Origin of the sequence: Azorhizobium sp. AG788 (assembly GCF_943371865.1) — a bacterium.
Lineage (GTDB): Bacteria > Pseudomonadota > Alphaproteobacteria > Rhizobiales > Xanthobacteraceae > Azorhizobium.
Genome location: NZ_CALRWL010000073.1, coordinates 1 through 18,014, shown reverse-complemented (window position 1 = coordinate 18,014; position 18,014 = coordinate 1). Strand labels below are relative to the sequence as shown.

The 18,014-nt window shown below is 67.6% G+C and carries 20 protein-coding genes; 8 read left to right on the top strand and 12 right to left on the bottom strand.

The genetic code is table 11. From position 1 onward, the window contains the following. Positions 1-27 precede the first annotated feature (27 nt). The 4 genes from AAG816_RS25895 to AAG816_RS25880 all read right to left on the bottom strand — a co-directional run bounded on the left by AAG816_RS25895 (position 28) and on the right by AAG816_RS25880 (position 4,078). Positions 28-1,167, bottom strand: a complete 1,140-nt coding sequence (locus AAG816_RS25895; protein WP_341992602.1) for an NAD(P)/FAD-dependent oxidoreductase — start codon at positions 1,165-1,167, stop codon at positions 28-30. A gap of 192 nt (positions 1,168-1,359) precedes the next feature. Beyond that, the gene (locus AAG816_RS25890; protein ID WP_341992601.1) at positions 1,360-1,704 is read right to left on the bottom strand and encodes a DUF1491 family protein; all 345 of its coding nucleotides are present in this window, start codon (positions 1,702-1,704) and stop codon (positions 1,360-1,362) included. Further along, on the bottom strand, positions 1,704-2,606 hold the full coding sequence (locus tag AAG816_RS25885) for a peptidoglycan-binding domain-containing protein (RefSeq protein ID WP_341992600.1): 903 nt from the start codon (positions 2,604-2,606) through the stop codon (positions 1,704-1,706). The genes AAG816_RS25890 and AAG816_RS25885 overlap by 1 nt, the downstream gene beginning before the upstream one ends. Before the next feature lie 8 nt (positions 2,607-2,614). After that, positions 2,615-4,078, bottom strand: a complete 1,464-nt coding sequence (locus AAG816_RS25880) for an ATP-binding protein (protein ID WP_341992599.1) — start codon at positions 4,076-4,078, stop codon at positions 2,615-2,617. A gap of 247 nt (positions 4,079-4,325) precedes the next feature. On the opposite strand from AAG816_RS25880, the gene AAG816_RS25875 reads away from it, so the two are divergent. After that, complete coding sequence (locus tag AAG816_RS25875) at positions 4,326-4,790, top strand: DUF5330 domain-containing protein (RefSeq protein ID WP_341992598.1); 465 nt, start codon at positions 4,326-4,328, stop codon at positions 4,788-4,790. Between the two features lie 130 nt (positions 4,791-4,920). Beyond that, positions 4,921-5,355, top strand: a complete 435-nt coding sequence (locus AAG816_RS25870; RefSeq protein WP_341992597.1) for a SufE family protein — start codon at positions 4,921-4,923, stop codon at positions 5,353-5,355. On the opposite strand, the gene AAG816_RS25865 is transcribed toward AAG816_RS25870, so the two are convergent. The 4 genes from AAG816_RS25865 to AAG816_RS25850 all read right to left on the bottom strand — a co-directional run bounded on the left by AAG816_RS25865 (position 5,347) and on the right by AAG816_RS25850 (position 8,091). Further along, entirely contained in the window at positions 5,347-5,721 is a 375-nt protein-coding gene (locus AAG816_RS25865; RefSeq protein WP_341992596.1) for a DUF805 domain-containing protein, read from the bottom strand. The genes AAG816_RS25870 and AAG816_RS25865 overlap by 9 nt on opposite strands. 120 nt (positions 5,722-5,841) lie before the next feature. Continuing rightward, on the bottom strand, positions 5,842-6,441 hold the full coding sequence (locus tag AAG816_RS25860) for a DUF6456 domain-containing protein (RefSeq protein ID WP_341992595.1): 600 nt from the start codon (positions 6,439-6,441) through the stop codon (positions 5,842-5,844). 83 nt (positions 6,442-6,524) lie between these two features. Continuing rightward, a complete protein-coding gene (locus AAG816_RS25855) occupies positions 6,525-6,818 on the bottom strand; it encodes a helix-turn-helix domain-containing protein (protein ID WP_341992594.1) in 294 nt (97 codons plus the stop codon). Positions 6,819-7,674: 856 nt separating this feature from the next. Beyond that, the gene (locus tag AAG816_RS25850) at positions 7,675-8,091 is read right to left on the bottom strand and encodes a MucR family transcriptional regulator (protein WP_341992593.1); all 417 of its coding nucleotides are present in this window, start codon (positions 8,089-8,091) and stop codon (positions 7,675-7,677) included. A gap of 404 nt (positions 8,092-8,495) precedes the next feature. On the opposite strand from AAG816_RS25850, the gene msrB reads away from it, so the two are divergent. Both msrB and AAG816_RS25840 read left to right on the top strand, forming a co-directional pair. Then, positions 8,496-8,924 carry a peptide-methionine (R)-S-oxide reductase MsrB gene (gene msrB, locus AAG816_RS25845; RefSeq protein ID WP_341992592.1) on the top strand — a complete coding sequence of 143 codons (429 nt, stop codon included), beginning with the start codon at positions 8,496-8,498 and terminating at the stop codon, positions 8,922-8,924. Next, positions 8,905-11,055: a S9 family peptidase gene (locus AAG816_RS25840; RefSeq protein WP_341992591.1), complete on the top strand. Its 2,151-nt coding sequence runs from the start codon at positions 8,905-8,907 to the stop codon at positions 11,053-11,055. The genes msrB and AAG816_RS25840 overlap by 20 nt, the downstream gene beginning before the upstream one ends. A gap of 93 nt (positions 11,056-11,148) precedes the next feature. Here the strand turns inward: AAG816_RS25840 and AAG816_RS25835 are convergent, their stop codons facing one another. Then, entirely contained in the window at positions 11,149-11,784 is a 636-nt protein-coding gene (locus AAG816_RS25835) for a histidine phosphotransferase family protein (RefSeq protein WP_341992590.1), read from the bottom strand. A gap of 61 nt (positions 11,785-11,845) precedes the next feature. Here AAG816_RS25835 and cysQ point away from each other — a divergent pair, with 61 nt between their 5' ends. From cysQ to AAG816_RS25820, 3 genes are all read left to right on the top strand, one after another. After that, positions 11,846-12,922 (top strand): 3'(2'),5'-bisphosphate nucleotidase CysQ, encoded by a 1,077-nt coding sequence (gene cysQ / locus AAG816_RS25830; protein ID WP_341992589.1) that lies wholly within the window; start codon positions 11,846-11,848, stop codon positions 12,920-12,922. Positions 12,923-13,100: 178 nt separating this feature from the next. Further along, positions 13,101-13,706, top strand: coding sequence for a DUF1134 domain-containing protein (locus tag AAG816_RS25825; RefSeq protein ID WP_341992588.1), 606 nt, complete (start codon positions 13,101-13,103; stop codon positions 13,704-13,706). Between the two features lie 130 nt (positions 13,707-13,836). Further along, on the top strand, positions 13,837-15,114 hold the full coding sequence (locus tag AAG816_RS25820) for a hypothetical protein (protein ID WP_341992587.1): 1,278 nt from the start codon (positions 13,837-13,839) through the stop codon (positions 15,112-15,114). 104 nt (positions 15,115-15,218) lie between these two features. On the opposite strand, the gene AAG816_RS25815 is transcribed toward AAG816_RS25820, so the two are convergent. Next, entirely contained in the window at positions 15,219-15,515 is a 297-nt protein-coding gene (locus AAG816_RS25815; RefSeq protein ID WP_341992586.1) for a hypothetical protein, read from the bottom strand. Between the two features lie 306 nt (positions 15,516-15,821). Between AAG816_RS25815 and AAG816_RS25810 the strand changes: the two genes are divergently transcribed. Continuing rightward, entirely contained in the window at positions 15,822-16,760 is a 939-nt protein-coding gene (locus tag AAG816_RS25810) for a LysR family transcriptional regulator (protein WP_341992585.1), read from the top strand. A 25-nt stretch (positions 16,761-16,785) separates the two neighbouring features. Here the strand turns inward: AAG816_RS25810 and AAG816_RS25805 are convergent, their stop codons facing one another. Then, complete coding sequence (locus AAG816_RS25805) at positions 16,786-17,664, bottom strand: HlyD family secretion protein (RefSeq protein ID WP_341992584.1); 879 nt, start codon at positions 17,662-17,664, stop codon at positions 16,786-16,788. Continuing rightward, positions 17,661-17,873: a DUF1656 domain-containing protein gene (locus AAG816_RS25800; protein WP_341992583.1), complete on the bottom strand. Its 213-nt coding sequence runs from the start codon at positions 17,871-17,873 to the stop codon at positions 17,661-17,663. Before AAG816_RS25800 ends, AAG816_RS25805 begins: the two co-directional genes overlap by 4 nt. Between the last annotated feature and the right edge of the window lie 141 nt (positions 17,874-18,014).

The window sequence follows — 18,014 nt, the reverse complement described above, 5'->3', positions numbered from 1 at the left end:
GTCCGGCGGCGCGATGGGTGGTACCGGTCAGGCCATAGCGGCGGCGTCCGCGAGCAAGCCGGTCACAAGATCACCGATCGCCAGAGACGAGGTGAGACCGGGACTCTCGATGCCATAGAGGGCCACGAGCCCCGGCAGGCCATGGTCCTTCGGCCCGTGGATCAGGAAATCCGCCTGGGTGCCCCGTTCCGCCAATTTGGGACGCACGCCGGAATAGTCCGGGGTCAGCGCGCCATCGGGCAGTCCCGGCCAGAAGCGGCGCACGGAGGCATAGAAGCTCTGCGCCCGCGCCGGATCCACGGCAAAATCCACCGCATCCGGATCATTGCCGTCCAGCCACTCCACGTCGGGACCGAACCGCATGCGGCCGGCCAGATCCAGCGTCACATGGGTGCCGAGGCCCCCATCGATGGGCGCCGGGTAAATCAGCCGGGAGAACACCGGCTTGGACGGATAGGAAAAATACGAGCCCTTTGCCAGCACCAGCGGCGGGATCGCCGACATGTCGTAACCGGCGATCTTCGCTGCCACCGGATGCGTCCAGGGCCCCGCCGCCAGCACCAGGGTGCGACTGCGCACGACAAGGGGACCTCCCGGCGCATCCAGCACCAGTTCGAAGCCGCCGGGGGTCACGGTTCCGCCGCGCACCTTGTGGCTGAGAAGCACGGCTCCCCCCGCTGCCTCGACCTCGCCCTGCAGCGACAGCATATAGGCATGGGTATCGACGATGCCGGTTTCCTTCACATGCAGCGCCGCCACCGCCTGCAACGCCGGCTCCAGCGCGCGTGCCGCCGCGCCGTCGATCAGTTCGGTATTTTCGACGCCGTTTTCCACCGCGCGCACCGCAATGGCGGCGATCTTCTCCGCTTCCGCATCGGAGGTGGCCACCACCAGCTTGCCGCACTTGCGGTGGGGCACCCCGTGGGAGGCGCAATAGTCATAGAGCCGCCGCCGTCCTTCCACGCACAGCACATGGCGCAGCGTTCCCGTGGGATAGTAGACGCCGGAGTGGATCACCTCGCTGTTGCGCGAGGAGATCCCGCTGCCGATGCAGGGCCCTGCTTCCAGCACGAACACCTCGGCGCCGGTCCGCGCCAGCGACGCCGCCGTTGCCAGCCCCACCACGCCAGCTCCGATAACCACATGATCGACGTCGATGATTTCCATGAATCGGGGTCCCGCGGTCGCGATGAGGCGGCGCACGCTAATACCCGATCGGCGCGGATGGAAGGGGATGCGGCGACGGTGGCTCTCAGCGCCTGCCTGCGGGCACGAGCGCACGCCCCAGCGGCACCTTCGCGGCGGCCGCTCAAGGGGAAAAGGCCGGCAAACCGGGAGGCCGACACGGGACGCGCGATCTCAGTCCTTGGCCAGATCCAGGAAATGGCGGCCCTGCTTGTCTTCGATCTCCACCAGCCACAGATCCGGATCGAAGCGCATTTCCTTGACCATGCGCGCCTCGCTGTCCGCCTCCGGCGAACCGGGCGCCACCACCACCCCGAACAGGCGATCGGCGGGATAGGCTTCGTCGATCTCACTTTGCGGCGCCGGCCCGTAGAGGGCGGCGGTGCCATCGAGCGGCGCGACCTTCACAAACACCGCGCCGGCCTCTTCCGATCCGCGCCGCCGCACCATGGCGTAGGCGCCCTCCACCTGGCAGCGGCGCAGCAGCGCCGAAACGAAAATTCCGCTCTTGAGCCGCATCACTCGATCGCCGTGCCGGAGACAGCGGCGAGTTCCCGGACCATGCGGTCGGAAATCTCACCGTCCGCGGGCAGATTGCGGTCACGCTCGAACCGCTGCACCGCCTGCCGGGTCTCGGCGGAGGGGCGGCCGGTGATCTTGATGGGTCCATAACCCAGCTTCGACAAGGTTTTCTGCACCGCCAGCACCCGTGGCGACACCGGCACCTCGCCGGGCGGGCGCACCGCGCCGGTGATGTCGGACGCCGGCCCCACATTGGCGGGCGGCATCAGCCCGCCGGGACTGCGCCGCATCTGCGCCAGCAGCGCATCGCTGGCCTCGCCGGAGACGCGCAGGCGCGCGCTCTGTTCATAGGCGCGGATGGCGGCCTCGGTCTTGGGGCCGGTGCGCCCATCCGCCGGGCCATCATAGAGGCCGCGCTTGGCCAGTTCGCGCTGCACATCGGCCACCAGCGGCTGCGGCGGGCGGGCCGCGACTGGAGCCGGCGCCGTGCCGTTGAGCAAGGCCGTGATGGATTGCGGCGCCCCGGCGCTGGGGGCGGGCGGAGCGAGCGTCGGCGCCGGTGCGGGCGCCGCCGGAACGGCGCGCGCCACCGTCGGCGCGGGCACCGGGACGGGTGAAGGCGCGGGGGGATCCGGCGGCGCCATGGAAATGCGGCCGCCGATGCTTCCGGGAAGCTGGAACCCGAACATCAGGTTCGGACGGTTGCCGTTCTGGAACGCGAACACATTCACCAGCACCGCCACGGCGGCGGCAGCGAGCAACGAGCCGGCCAGCGCGTCGAGGCCCCGGCGCCGGCGCCCCGCCCGGGCGCTATCCTGCGCCGCAAAGGGATGGCTGCCGGCGGGCTCGAAGGCGGGAATGCGCTCGGCATCCATATCGAGGCCGCGCGGGCCTCCCATGTCGATCCTCATGCGATCTTGCGCCCCTCTTCGGTGCGGCGCAGCGGCGCTTCATCTTCGCCAACCGGACGCGCGAAGGGCGAGATTACCCCCGGCGAACGCTTCACCGGCAGGCTCACCGTGACGGTGGTGCCGCCGCCGACGGTGCTGGCCACGTCGAAGGCGCCGTCATGCAGCTTCACCAGGGCGCGGACCACCGCCAGCCCGAGGCCGCTGCCCCGCGCCCGGCGTTCCGCATCCCCCGCCTGGAAGAACGGCTCGCCGAGACGGGCCATTTCCGCCGCCGACATGCCGGCCCCGGCGTCGCGGACGCTGAGGCTCACCGCCCCGTTCTGGGCGGAGACATTCACCTCCACCCGGCCGCCATGCTCGGAGAACTTCACCGCGTTGGACAACAGATTGAGCGTCATCTGCCGCACCGCCCGCTGGTCCGCCATGGGACGGGGCACCCGGGCCGGCAGAACGGTGGTGATGCGCACATTGCGACGGGCCGCATCGAGACCGATCATTTCCACGCAGCTGTCCACCAATTGGGCGAGGTCGAGCGGCTCCAGGGACAATTCGTACGCTCCCGCCTCGACCCGGGACAGATCGAGAATATCGTTGACCACGCCCAGCAGATGCTGGCCGCTCTCATGGATGATGCGGGCGTAATCTTCCTTGCGCCGCGCATCGATGCGCTGCTCGGTGTCGGTGGCCAGCAATTCGGAAAAGCCGAGGATGGTATTGAGCGGGGTCCGCAACTCGTGGCTCATGGCCGCCAGGAAGCGGCTCTTGGCCAGATTGGCGCGCTCGGCCTCGGCGCGGGCGTGGTGGTCGGCCTCCGCCTGCAGCTTGGTGCCGTTGATGTCGCGCCAGCGGGCGCGCGCCCGCCCCTCGCCCGCCGGCAGGCAGCGCATTTCCATCCACACGAAGTCGGGCGCCTCGCCTTCACGCTCGCAGCGCAGGCGCAGATCGCAATAGGATTCGCTGGGCGCAGGCCCGGCCGAGGCGGCCGACAGGGCGGCCAGGAACGCCGGCCGATCCGGTACCAGCACACGCTCGAACAGGTTGAGGCCAAGCCAGTCATCGTCGCTCAGGCTGCCGCGCACCGCATCGGCGTGCTCCACGGCGATCACCTCGCCGCCGCGACCGTGCACGGTGACGAGCGCCAGGTCCACGCTAAGCAGGGAGCGGTCCAGCCGTTCGGAGGCCAGGGACAGCCCCGCCGCCACCGCCGAGAGCGCCGCGCTGATCAAGCCGCATCCCAACAGCCATCCGCCCTCGGGGACGCCGGTCTCCGAGAGCCCAAGCGCCGCGGCCAGCAGCAGCCCGCCTCCGGCCAGGGCGCACATGAAGGCAAGCCCGCCCAGTGCGGCGGCGCTGTGGCGCCCCAGCGCTGCCAAATCGCCCATGGAGGTGCGCTCGCGCGCCGCGGCATTGGCGCTGCGCCCCGTGCGAGCCGTTGTTCCGCTCTGCCGATGATCGCTCAAGACCCAGTCCATCTGCCCCACCGCGCGACAGGCGCACCAGAGCGCCATTGCATGAAGTTGAGGAAAGCTTGGCACGGAAGGCTTTAAGCGAACGCTAAGCGCGGCCATTTGCTTTTGCCCGGCAACGTTAACGATGTCTTGAAAAGTGCGGGCATGCCGTAGCCCGTTGCGCTGCGGCAGCGCCCGGTCTCTGCTAATTTGCCAGGGCTTGGCGGAGGAGGCTGACCAGGCATGCGCGAGGGCGCCTATGTTTTTTTTGATCCGTATGGCCTTCTGGCTGGCCCTGATCCTGCTGATCCTGCCCATCGGCCTGTCCAGCGACGGGGGGCGGCAGATCGGCGCGTGGCAGGCCATGGGTGCTGTCCAGGCGGCGATCGCCGACATGCGCGGCTTCTGCCAGCGCCAGCCGGACGCGTGCGCCGTAGGCGGGGAGATGATCGAGCATCTCACCGACAAGGCCCAGGCCGGCGCCAAGTGGGTCTATGACACCATCGGCAGCCCGAAGGGCGAGAGCCTTGGCAAGCCCGACGGCCACAGCAAGACCGACGGCACCGGTCCCGCGGTTCCCCCCCGCCAGAATGCCGCCTCCGACAAGGATGGCGAGGCCCCGCATACCCTCACGCCCCAGGATCTGGCCCCCGCCTGGAGCGTCGATCCCGCCCGCAGCAGCCCGGCCCCGGCCATGCCCCTGCCGCCCCGCCGCCCGGCCTGAGACCACGCGACACGGCGCAGATCAGGCCACGCGCTTTGAACGCCGGGCATTGGCGCTTATATGTGGGACAATAGACACCCTAGGATTCCCCTCCCCGATGGTTGGGGTCCGTTGCCACGAGATCCCGCCAATGGACGCCCCGAAGACGGCCGAAGATCTGATCGAGGATTTCGAGCTTCTGGACGATTGGGAAGACCGCTATCGGTTCGTGATCGAACTTGGGCGCGCACTGCCGCCGTTTCCCGACGACCTGCGCACCGAGGACCACAAGGTCCAGGGCTGTACCAGCCAGGTCTGGCTGGTGAGCCGGCGACATGGGGGGCCGACCGGCCCGGTTCTCGAATTCCAGGGCGATTCCGATGCCCATATCGTGCGCGGTCTGGTGGCCGTTCTGCTCACGGTGCTTTCCGGCCATAGCGCCGAAGAGATCCTGAAGACCGATGCCCTGGCTGTCTTCCGCCGCATCGGCCTGGAGGGCCACCTCACCCCCCAGCGGTCCAACGGGCTGCGCTCCATGGTCGAGCGCATCCGTGCCGATGCCCGCGAGGCACTCGCCTCAGCCTGAAGGCGGCATCTCCAAGGGATCGGGACCATAGGTGTTCGGCCCGCTGGTCCCGCGGGTCACAGAGAAGATGAAGATGACCAACGCCCCGACAATGGTGAGGTCGAGCAACAGCCACCACCCGGTGCGATCGATGTCGTGCAGGCGGCGGACCGAGAGTGCGATGACAGGCACCAGGTGAACCAGCAGGACAAGACCGCCGATGGGGCCTTGGTGTTCAGAAATCCGGGTCCCAAATACCAAGAGGTCCAGGATGGAGGCTGCAAATGACAGCAGCACCAACACCAGATGGAAGATCCAATATTCCTTGCGGCGCGCCCGTCCGGTAAAAATGGCGTACTTCCGCATTGCGGCAATATAGAAATTCACTGTGTGTCCCCCCACGGTACAACTGTGCGCATTCGGCCAGCCGGCCTCCCCGCGGTCAAGCCGTTTGACGACGAGGGCTGACCCGGCGCGCGCCGCCGGGCCGGTTTTCTCGGTCCTGCCCTAAGCGCCCCTTCCCGAAGGCGCTGGCGCCGGGCGTTCAGGGTCCGGAGCATCGGGGGACGCCCGCCACGCCCGCGTCGGAGCCGCCGCCCGCCCCCGCGCCTCCCGGGCCAGGCCATAATGCCGGGCAAGGCCGTCCAGCCCGAGCCCCAGCACCACTTTGGCCGTGCGTGCGGGCCACCGGCGCTCCCCCTCCACCGCCTCCAGCCCCTTCAGGAAGCAACACACGTCCAGCAACACGCCGGAGAGTTCAGGCCCCACCGCCGAAAGGGCAGCTCCAAGCCGCGCCTTCGCCGCCAAGACCGCATCGGACAACGCCCCCGGCCCACTGCCGCCGGACGCGCCCAGGGATGACCAGTCGGTGGTCACGCGCGGGGTGAGAGCCGCTCGGGTGAAGTCCACCCGCAGGCGCTCGCCCGCAAGGAATTGCGGCTCCGAGATCATCGGGCGCCCCGCTTTGTCGGTGCGACGGGCAAGCCACGCCAGGGGGCTTTCGTCGAGATTCACCCGCGGGCCAGAGGCGCGCCGCGGACGCGGGGTGCCGGGACGGGCGCCGGCGGCAGCGCGGGCCTTGGCCTGGCTCGCGGCAGGTCCCGCCACCCGGGGGAGGGCCTGCGCCAGACCGGTCGGGGAGCTGGGTGACGGGGCAGCCTGGGCCGCGGGTGATAGCGAGGGGCGCTGTGTCATCGGCCCGCGGTCCAGCGGATCTGGCATTCGATATCCGTCAGTTGGGCATCAAAATTGGCGTCGTCGCGCCGGTCCTCGACCCGGTTGCAGGCATGGGCCACCGTGCGCCGATGGCGGGCGAACCCCACAGCCACCTGATGTTGCGACAGGCCCAGGCCCACATGGGCGAGATACATGGCCAGTTGCCGGGCGGCGGCCACCGGCGCTTCACGGGTCGAGGCCAGCAGCACGGTTTCCACCGGGCACATCAATTGACGGGCGGCCAGAAGCGCCGCGAGGCGGCACAACATCTGCAAATCAGGAGCCGGCCCGGAGAGCCCCGATGGCCCGATCGCCTGGCCCCGCGGGGATCGGCTACCGGCGGGCCACCCCCCGCCCCGCAGGCGTGATGGGCGAGAGCCCCAGCGTCGACGAAGGGGCGCGCGCTCCGCGCCGGACAATGGATTGTGAGCCATATAATACCTTCCTTGCAAGGATTTATTTCCTATATCCTTTCCTGACTGGTCGCAAGGGAGATAAGTTGACGTGGCAGCCGGCCTGACAAAATGCACTTTTCTCGTTTATTTTCTGATATTTATAAAAACTGACGCACCGACGGGAGCGCGGAAAATATAGGAAGTTATCCTCCCCCCCTGCGCTCCCTCGTACGGTAGCCCCGCAGGGAGATGTCAATGCCACAAACCCTTTTCCTCAGTTCAGGTCCATCGCAACGATCGCGGTCCCCGCGTCGGAGCCGTCCGCCTTCGCCCAGGGCGACGGGTGTTGCCATGCCGTCACACCCGAACGCGATACCTGGGGCGCCGCGAGAAGCCGATCCGGCACACGGCCGGCGACCGCGCTCGGGGTCAATCCGGTCGTTTCGGTCCGAAGAGAAAGAACATGAGATTTGCGGGCGGCTGCACATCCTGCGAACGTTCGCGCAGGAGAGTCCGGCCCAGATTCTCGCGGCGCTCAGGGCGGCGAGACAGGCGGCACGGGCGGGCGCGGCGGGATATGACCCGGCACGTCACGCAGCCCTTTGCCGCATGGTACGAACACAGGCCGCGATCATCAGGACACCGCCGATGACCACGAAGCCTCTGCCCAAAACGAAAAACGGGCGCCCGACACCGCTGTGATGCGGTGCCGGGCGCCCGAAAACCAGCCTCAGCGACGGCGACGGCGCTGCTGGCCGAGGCCCATCTGCTTGGCAAGCTCGGAGCGCGCCGCAGCGTAATTGGGCGCCACCATCGGGTAGTCAGCCGCAAGGCCCCACTTCTCCCGATACTGCTCCGGGCTCATATTGTACTGCGTGCGCAGGTGGCGCTTCAGCGACTTGAACTTCTTGCCATCTTCCAGGCAGATGATGAAATCGGGGGTCACCGACTTCTTCAGCGGCACGGCGGGCTTCAGCGGCTCGGGAGCCGGCTCGCCCTCACCCTTGGAGACGCGCTGGAGCGCAGCGTGCACCTCATTGATGAGGCTGGGCAGGTCCGCCGCCGCGACCGAATTGTTGCTGACGTACGCAGAGACGATGTCCGCGGCCAGCTCGATGTAGGTGGTCGATTCCGTAGCTTCGCTCATGGGTCTTTCTTCAGGTTTGAAACGAAAATCGAGAGGCACGCTCAACTGCGGGGCGCGAATCCTTGCGAACGCTGTCTTCTTAAGGGTACAGCCACCTTCTTAAGGGTACAGACACAGCGCAGCGATTCAAGCGATCGCCGCTGTTGCCTACCTATGTTGATCTGCCGTGATTTGCAAGTTCATTTTCTTGCACATCACGGATCTTCTTCCCAGCTCTTGCAAAAGGCTGACAAGCGTGCCGGCAGCACTGCAACGTGCAAAGACCACGGGACGCATCCACCATAGCCGGCACGGTTCATGCGGCAGCGCAATATCGTCCGCATCGCTCAGCGCTTGCGCATGCTGGACTGAATGCCTACGTCTGGCACCAAGAATTTGCGCAAGATATTTCTTGGAGTGCAGGCATGACCGATGATGTCGCCCCTGAAAAAGTGGTCAAATCCGACGCCGAATGGCGCCAGACGCTGACCGATGAACAATATCGCGTGATGCGCCAGCACGGCACCGAGCGTGCATTCACCGGCCCCTACTGGGATGAAAAGACGCCGGGCCTCTATGCTTGCGCGTCCTGTGGCGCGCCGTTGTTCAGCTCCAGCACAAAATACGATTCCGGCAGCGGCTGGCCCAGTTTCTACGCCCCGGTCGCCCCCGGCGCCGTGAAGAATGTGGAAGATCGAACCCACGGCATGCGGCGCGTGGAGGTGTTATGCGCAGGCTGCGACGGTCATCTGGGCCATGTGTTTCCCGATGGGCCGCAACCGACCGGCCTGCGCTTCTGCATGAACGGCACTGCCCTCCATCTCAAGCCCGAAGATGACTCCCGTGACGCCTGACATCCTGGAAGGTCGGCCTGAACCTCTCCCGCCCCGTGCCGAGCCGCGCCCGGTGTCGCGCGCCGTCCACGGAATGACCCTGACCGATGACTATGCCTGGTTGCGGGCTGACAACTGGCGTGAGGTCATGCGTGACCCCGCTGTCTTGCCGGCCGATATCCGGGCCTATCTCGAAGCGGAGAATACCTTCGCCGATGCCTTCATGGCGCCGCACGGCGCCCTGAAGGCGGCCTTGATCGCGGAAATGCGCGGCCGCATCAAAGAAGATGATGTCAATGTCCCCTCGGCGGACGGCCCGTATGCCTATTTCAGCCGCCACCGCACCGGCGGCCAGCACCGCCTGATTTGCCGCAAAGCGTTACCGGACGGTGAGGACGTCATTCTGCTCGATGGCGACGCAGAAGCTGCGGGAAAGGCCTATTTCAACCTCTATCAGGTCACTCATAGCCCGGATCATCGCCGGCTTGCCTTCTCAGCCGATGAGGCGGGCTCGGAATTGTTCACCATCCGGGTGCGAGATCTGGCGACAGGGCAGGATCTTCTTACCGCTGACGGAGCTGTGCTGCGCATTGAAGACACCGCCGGCGATATGATCTGGGGTGCCGATGGCGCCACCCTCTATTATATCCGCCGGGATGCGGAACATCGGCCGTCGTTGGTCTACCGCCATCGCGTCGGGGATCATCCGGCGCAAGACGCGTTGATCTATGAGGAATCCGACAAGGGTTTCTTCGTTTCACTGGGCCGCACCCAGTCGCGCGCCTTTGGGCTGATCGCGTGCGGCGACCACGAAACCTCGGAGGTTCACCTGCTGGACCTTGCCGATCCGGACGCGACGCCGCGCCTGGTGGCCGCGCGCACCGTCGGCGTGCGGTATGACGTGGAACATCATCCCGACCTGGATGGCGCGGATCGCCTCGTCATCCTCACCAATGCGGACGGCGCCGAAGACTTCAAGCTGGTCACGGTCGCCACCGCCGCGCCGGAGCGGGCCCATTGGCGGGATCTCGTGCCCCACCGCCCCGGCTGCATGATCCTGTCACAGGTGGCCTACCGCTCGCATCTGGTGCGGCTGGAGCGGCAGGACGGCCTGCCGCGCATCGTCCTGCGCGCCCTGGCGACCGGCGAGGACCATCCCATCGCCTTTGCCGAAGAGGCCTATGCACTGGGTCTCAACGGCGGCTATGAATTCGACACCAATACCATTCGCTTTACTTACGCCTCCATGACCACGCCCTCGGAGGTGTGGGACTATGACATGGGGACACGGGCGCGGATGTTGCTGAAGCGCCAGGAGGTGCCCAGCGGCCACGATCCAGCGACTTACGTGACCCGCAGGGTCTTCGCCACCGCCGCCGATGGCGCGCGGGTCCCCGTATCCCTGCTGTATCGCGCCGACACGCCGCTGGATGGCTCCGCACCGTGCCTGCTCTATGGCTACGGCGCCTATGGCATCGCCATTCCGGCGGGCTTTTCCACCAGCCGGCTGTCGCTGGTGGATCGCGGCTTCGTATATGCGATCGCCCATGTGCGCGGCGGCACCGACAAGGGCTGGCACTGGTATGCGGATGGCAAGCTCGCCCACAAGATCAACACCTTCAGCGATTTCATCGCTGCCGCCGAGCATCTGGTGGCCGAAGGCCTGACCCGTGCGGATCGCATCGTCGCCCAGGGCGGCTCGGCGGGCGGCATGCTGATGGGGGCCATCGCCAATATGCGGCCGGATCTGTTCGCGGGCATCATTGCCGAGGTGCCGTTCGTGGACGTGCTTACCACCATGCTGGACGACACCTTGCCGCTCACCCCGCCGGAATGGCCGGAGTGGGGCAATCCCATTCTGGATGAGCAGGCTTTCCGCACCATCCTGGCCTATTCGCCGGTGGATAATGTGCGCGCGCAGGACTATCCGGCGATCTTTGCTTTGGCCGGCCTGACCGATCCGCGGGTGACCTATTGGGAGCCGGCCAAATGGGTGGCGCGGCTGCGCGCGAGCGCCACGTCCGCCAATCCGCTCCTGCTGCGCACCAACATGGATGCGGGTCATGGCGGAGCGGCGGGGCGGTTCGACCGGCTGGAAGAAGTGGCGCTGACCTATATCTTCGCACTGAAGATCGCGGGCAAGCTGCCCTAACGTTGGATCCGGTCAGAGTGCTCGGCAGTCTGACCGGTAGAACCATCGCTCTCAGGCTCAATGGCCTCATTGCCCTGTCGAGGGCAAAATGCCTCAGACCGGCAGCGCGCTCAGGGTGACGGTCTCGCCATCCTGGGAAAAGCCCAGCGACAGGCCGCAGTCGCGGGCCAGCATGCCGGCATAGAACGGCTGCACCGCATGGGCATCCAGTCCGCCCTCGGGCGCGATGCCGTCCAGCAGCGGCGTCACGGTCTGGGGAATGCGGGCGGAAACGCCGGTGGCGGCGATGGAGAAGCCCATCTCCGGCCCGGTGCCCACCGGGGCCACCTGGATCACCCCGCCGCGCGGCACGGTCATGCCGGCCAGCAGCATCAGATTCAGCAGCAGCTTCACGCGGTTCTTCGGCAGCAGCTCCCGCGGCATCATCCATTCGATCTTGGTGCGCGCGTCGTCCATCATGCCGCGCACCACCTGCTCGGCATCCCCCAGGTCCAGGGTCGCCCGTGCAGAGCCGGCAGCGCCGAACGCCAGCCGGGTGAACTGCAACCGCGCCGACGCCTGACGGGCGCTCTTTGCGATCAGGTCGAGCGCCACCTCCCGCATGTCGGGGGCGTCTTCGTCCTCAAGCACTTCCAGGCCGTTGACGATGGCGCCCACGGGGCTGATCACGTCGTGGCACACCCGCGAGCACAGCAAGGCGGCCAGATCCAGCGCGGAAACGGCAAGCATCACCGGAGCGCCGGGCGGCGCGGACGCGGGAGGCGACGCGGAAGTCGACGGCGCGGAGGTCATGGCGTATCCGTTTTGCGGTTCCGAGAAAGGCGAATGCCGCGAAACCGAGGGCGCGCATGGCGTGATGCAGCGCAACCGAATCCGCAGAAAGGCGCGTGCGCGCTCTGATATACCTTGGTTTCGCCGGCTACAAGCGTCGCCGGGCCGGGTCGACGCTGCCATCGCACCGAGCTACAAGCATCCCTCAGGTCAGTTTTCGTGTGCGCTGCACCTTTACGGGCCGCCGCTGTCTCTCTCACCGACCCGTGGTCCGACCATGCCCCTGCCCGCTCCCAGTCCCGCCGATCTCACGCTGCTCGAACAGCTTGCGGGCATCGCCCTTGCGGCGGGCGTCGTCATCCGCCGCATCGAAACCGGTGGCATCAACGAACGGATCAAGGCCGACGCCAGTCCGGTGACCGACGCGGATCAGGCTTCCGAGGACCTCATCTGCCGTGCCCTGGCGCAGGTCCTGCCCGGTATCCCCATCGTGGCGGAGGAGGCGACCTCCGCGGGCCATGTGGTCGCGCTGGGAGACCGGTTCATTCTGGTGGACCCGCTGGACGGGACGCGCGAGTTCGTGTCCGGCAATGGCGAATATACCGTCAATATCGCGTTGGTGGAGGGCCGGACACCCATGTTCGGCATCATCTACGCCCCCGCCAAGGGGTTGCTTTATGCCGCCGCGCGGGGCGCCGCCTTCCGGGCCGTTCGCACACCGGATGCCACCGTGGATCGGGACGGATGGGCGCCCATTCGCTGCCGCCCCCGCCCGTCCGGGGCGATCCGGGTGGCCGCGAGTCGCTCACATGCGGATCCGCAGACGCGGGCGCTGATCGACAGCCTTTCCGTGGAGGACTGCATCTCCGCCGGCTCGGCGCTCAAGTTCGGGCTGCTGGCGGAGGGCCTGGTGGATTTCTACCCGCGCCTGTCGCCGGTGATGGAGTGGGATTCCGCCGCGGGGCACGCCTTGGTCAATGCGGCCGGCGGCCAGGTGCGCAAGCCCGACGGTGCGCCTTTGACCTATGGCCACCCGGAAAACCGCTTCTTGGTTAACGGATTCATCGCTGAAGGCGCGCCGGCGACCGGAGCGTAGCGCCGCCACCGGCTCGATGCGGAATGCTGGCCCGCCTGCATGCTGCCCGCAGGTCCCTTCCTGTCCTTTGGGGCGAAGGCGCGGCCTTGCGCCGCGCCTTCTCTGCGTCACACTGATCGCTTTAGTGTTCCGTGCCGAGTCGCGGCTCCCCCGTCTGACGCCAACCGCGAGATCTTCCATGACCTTCCCGCGTTCTTCCTTGGTCCGCTTTGCCGCCGGACTCGCGTGCCTTGCGGCCCTGGCAAGCCCTGCGGCGGCCCAGCAACCGCAGCAACAGCAGCAGCCGCGCTCGGCCCAGCCTGCGACCTATTCCACCAATGAATTGGTGACGAAGGGCCATTCTTTCTTCGGTTCGGTGTCGCGCGGACTGGCGCTGACCATCGAAAAGGCGGTGGGCCAATGGGGACAGCCCAATGGCTACATCCTGGGCCAGGAAGGCACCGGCGCCTTCGTCGGCGGCCTGCGCTATGGCGAGGGCGTGCTCTATACCCGCAACGCTGGCGACCTGAAGCTCTATTGGCAGGGGCCGTCCCTGGGCTGGGACTTTGGCGGCGACGGTGGCCGGACCATGATCCTGGTCTATAATCTGCGCACGGTGGACGACGTGTTCCGGCGCTTCGGCGGGGCCTCGGGCTCGGCCTATTTCGTCGCCGGCTTCGGCATGACCGCACTGACCGCCGACAACATCGTCGTGGTACCGATCCGCTCCGGCGTCGGGGTGCGCCTGGGGGCCAATATCGGCTATCTGAAGTTCACGCCCCAGCCCACCTGGAACCCATTCTGATCCTTCGAACCGGTACGGACGTAAAGGAAGCGCACCGGGACGCCATCGGCATCGGCCGATGGCCGTTGGCATGCAGGCGCATTGCATGTCATGAATGGGCCTTCTCGCGGGGCGAAAGAGCAGGTCTCACGTGATCGAACAGATCATGTTTTTTGCATTGGGCGTGCTGATCGCAACCTTGGTTGCGCTTCTGGTGCTGCCTGCGGTCTGGCATCGCGCGGTGCGGCTCACCACCCGGCGGGTGGAGGCGGCTGTGCCGGTTTCCATCTTCGAGATCCAGGCCGACAAGGACCAGCAGCGGGCCGCCTTTGCGCTCAACCAGCGCCGGCTCGAACTGCAGTTGGACCAGACCCGCGAAACCATCGTTTCGCATGCCGCCGCCATCGAAAAGCAACGGTTGCGCATCTTCGACCTGGACAAGCAACTCACGCAGAAGACCGCGGAGCATGATGCCCTCACGCTCGCCCACGCGGACCTCACGGCCCGCTTCGAGGCCGAGGCCGCAGCCCTGGTCGACCGCACCTTGTCCCTGGACCAGGCCACGGCCACCCTCGCCGCCACCCGCGCCGCACTCGCCGCCACCAGCACGTCCCTGGCCGAGCAGACCGCCCGCAGCGATGAACTGCAAGTGAGCCTCGCCGCAAGCGAGACCACCCTCCTCCATCGCGACGGCCGCATCACCGAACTGGAGCGCGACCTCACACAGGAGCGCACGGCCCATACGGAAACCACCAGCGCGCTGGGGGATGCGCGCAAGCTGCTGTTCGATGCCCAGGTGCAAGCCACCGAAGCCGCCACGAAGGCCGCCGGCGTGGAAACCAAGCTCAATGCGGAACTCAGCCAGACCCGGCGGGCGCTGATGGAGAAGATCGCGGAGAGTGCCGATCGCGGCACCACCCTCGCCAGCCAGGCCGCCAGGATCACCGAGCTGGAAGCGGCGCTCGCCTTGATGACGGCGGACTTCGAGGCCAATCAGAGCATCCTGCAGACCTTGCAGCACCAGCGCGCCGAAGAGTTCGCAGCGGCCCAGGCCGAAACCCGCCGGCTATCAGAGGCCCTCCAGATGCTGAATGCCGATCATGCCATGATGGCCGATGCCCTGGAGCGCGCCCGCGCGGCCCGCGATGAGGTGCCGGGCGCCATGGGCGAACCCGAGCGTGCGGCGCTGAAGGCCGCCATCAGCGCGCTCGCCGCGGACATTGCCGGACGCGCCGCGCGCGAGCCCGACTCGCCTCTGCCGGCCATTCTGGCCCGCGAAGACACGTCAGAGGACGCCGCTGCCCCCGTGAGCCTCGCCGCCCGCATCCGCGCCGTGGCGGCGCGCGATGACACCGCCCCGGTGACACCGGAACCGCAGGACCTGGGCAGCGCGCCCGTCACCGTGCCGCATCAGATGGCAGGCGAATAGGCCGTTTCGGCCATCGCACCGCGCGACAGAGCGACAGGCCGGCGGCGCTGCCGGCAAAACGGCGCCCAAAGGCGCCGTTGCAACTCATGCAATCGGGTGATCGCTCAGCGACACACCTGAACCCAGCGCGTCGGCCCGCCCCAATAGCGCGGCGGGCGGCTGACCCAGTAGCACCCCCGGCGCGGCGGCGGGCCCCAGCCCCGCGCCCACGGCGGCACCGGCCCCCGGGGCGGACCCGGCACCCAGTTGCAGCGGGCCGGCCCGCACACCCATGCGGCCGGCTCCACTGGCAGCCCGCCGACGGCGGGCGGTGCACTTCCGGGCGAGATCGGCGTGGCGGCCTGCGCCACCGAACCGAACGCCAGCCCGCCCAGCAGGGCGGCGGCGCACAGACTGGCCATTCGCATCGTCTTCAACTCCCACCTCTCTTGAGCTGGCGGCCGAATGCCCTCGGAACCCGCCAGCGCGCATCCTGTTCCCGCGGATATGGCACCAGCTAGGCCAATTTGTGCGCAAGAGGCGACATCCTTAACAATTCATGCTCGCCCAGACTTCCGTTGCGGAATGCTCTAGGCGTCAGATCGGCGTGACGTCTTCCGGCCGTGCAGACCGGCCATTCAAGCTTCCGCTGCCACCGCCTGCCTTGCGAGAACCATCAATCCTTGTCAGGGATGGCGCAGAGCCCGATAGAAAAATGAAATGGCCCGATGATCGACAAGCTGGAATACCTGATTGCTTTGGCCCGGGAACGCCACTTCGGCCGGGCGGGCGAGGCCTGCGGCGTCACGCAGCCGACGCTCTCTGCGGGCATCAAGCAGCTTGAGGACACGCTCGGGGTGCTGCTGGTGCAGCGCGGCTCGCGCTTCATGGGCTTCACGCCCGAAGGCGAACGCACCCTGGAATGGGCCCGCCGCATCGTCGCCGACAGCCGCGCCATGCGCCAGGACATCGATGCGCTCAAGCGCGGCCTGTCCGGCCCGCTGCGCATCGCCGCCATCCCCACCGCTCTGCCCATGGTGGCGGCGCTCACCACTCCGTTCCGCGCCCGCCATCCGGACGTGCGCTTCACGGTGATCTCCAGCACCTCCATCGAGATCCTCAACCATCTGGAAAACCTGGAGATCGACGCCGGCCTGACCTATCTCGACAACGAGCCGCTGGGCCGGGTGAACACCGTGCCGCTCTATCGCGAGCGCTATCGGCTGGTGACCTCCCCCGGCGCCAAATATGGCGACCGAGACAAGGTGACCTGGGCGGAAATCGCCGAACTGCCGCTCTGCCTGCTCACCCCGGACATGCAGAACCGCCGCATCGTCGATGGCCTGCTGGCGGCCTCCGGCACGGTGCAGAAGCCGACCCTGGAATCCAATTCCATGATCGTGCTGTTCACCCATGTGCGCACCGGCCAGTGGTCCAGCGTCATGCCCGCCATGCTGGCGGACAGCCTGGGGCTGACCTCGCAACTGCGCTCCATCCCCATCGTCGAGCCGGAGATCACCCATTCCATCGGCCTGGTGGTGCCCCATCGCGAGCCCACCACGCCCCTCACCGCCGCGCTAGTGGCGGAAGCCCGCCGCATCGCCCCTCGCCTGGAGCAGGATGCGGGCCTCGGGCGCGATCCGGCTCTGACCACGCTCATCTCCTGAGCCGAGCGGGACCGACCCGCCGGTCTCAGCCGCCGGCAGCGGCCGGCAGGACTTCCACGGTGGCGCTGCGGCCGGCCACCAACGTCAGGCCGGGGTGCGGATCGAGGGCGATGCGCACCGGCACCCGCTGCGCCAGGCGCACCCAGCTGAAGGTGGGGGTGACATTGGCCAGCAAGGTGGCGCCATCGCTGCGCTCGCGATCCTCGATGCCCGCCGCCACGCTCTCCACCCGCCCGCTGAGCGGCACCGACGCGCCCATGAGATGGATCCGCACCGGATCGCCCACATGGATGCGCGGCAATTTGGTCTCCTCGAAATATCCCGCCACATAGAAGGACTGGGCGTCCACCAGTGCCGCCACCCCCTTGCCGGCGGTGACATAATTGCCGGGGCGCAGGTCGAAATTGCTCACGGTGCCGTCCACCGGTGCGCGCACGCTGGCCCGCTCCAGATTGAGGGCAGCCAGATCCCGGTCGCTTTGCGCCTGGGCAAAGGCGGCCTGATCCTGCTCCAGTTCGGTCTGCACCTGCTCGTGCTTCTGCTGGGTGACGGCAGAATCGTTGAGCTTGCCATAGCGATCGGCATCCCGCTGCGCCTGGGCCAGGGCCGCTCTCTTGTTGGCCAGCGCCGCTTCTGCTTGCGCGAGCGCGATCTCGAACCGCCGCGGATCGATGCGGAACAACAGGTCGCCGGCCTTGACCGGCGCATTGTCCCGCACTGCCACCTCGGCAATCAGGCCGGAGACGTCCGGGGCCACCTCGACCACGGCGGCCCGCACCCGGCCGTCGCGGGTCCAGGGCTCCTCCATGTAGTAGGCCCACAGGTGCTGGCCCACCACCAAAGCAAGGGCGACAGCGCAGAGGGTGAGGCCGAAGCGGCCGGCGGTGGCGAGAGCGCGTTTCATGACAGGGACCATTGGGTAGACGCGGCCACAAAGCCGCCGAGGAGAAGCACATAGATGCAGGCATCGAACAGCGCGCGGTGCCAGACCAGGCGGTAGGCGCCCGCCCATTGGAGGCCCCGCCGCACCACGGCCAGGGCCACATAAGCCGCGAGCGCCAGGGGCAGCAGGGTGGGGACGAAAACCCCATAGAGATCCACCTCGCCCATCATCCCGCCTCCTTCCAGCTTGGCGCGCCTTGCATCCCGGTGAACGGGACGGCATCGGGCCGCAATGCGCAGCGCAGGCCCACCAAAGCGGTGGCGGCCTCGACCCGGCGGCGGCTGCCGGGCGCCGCCAGAACCGCCCCCAGG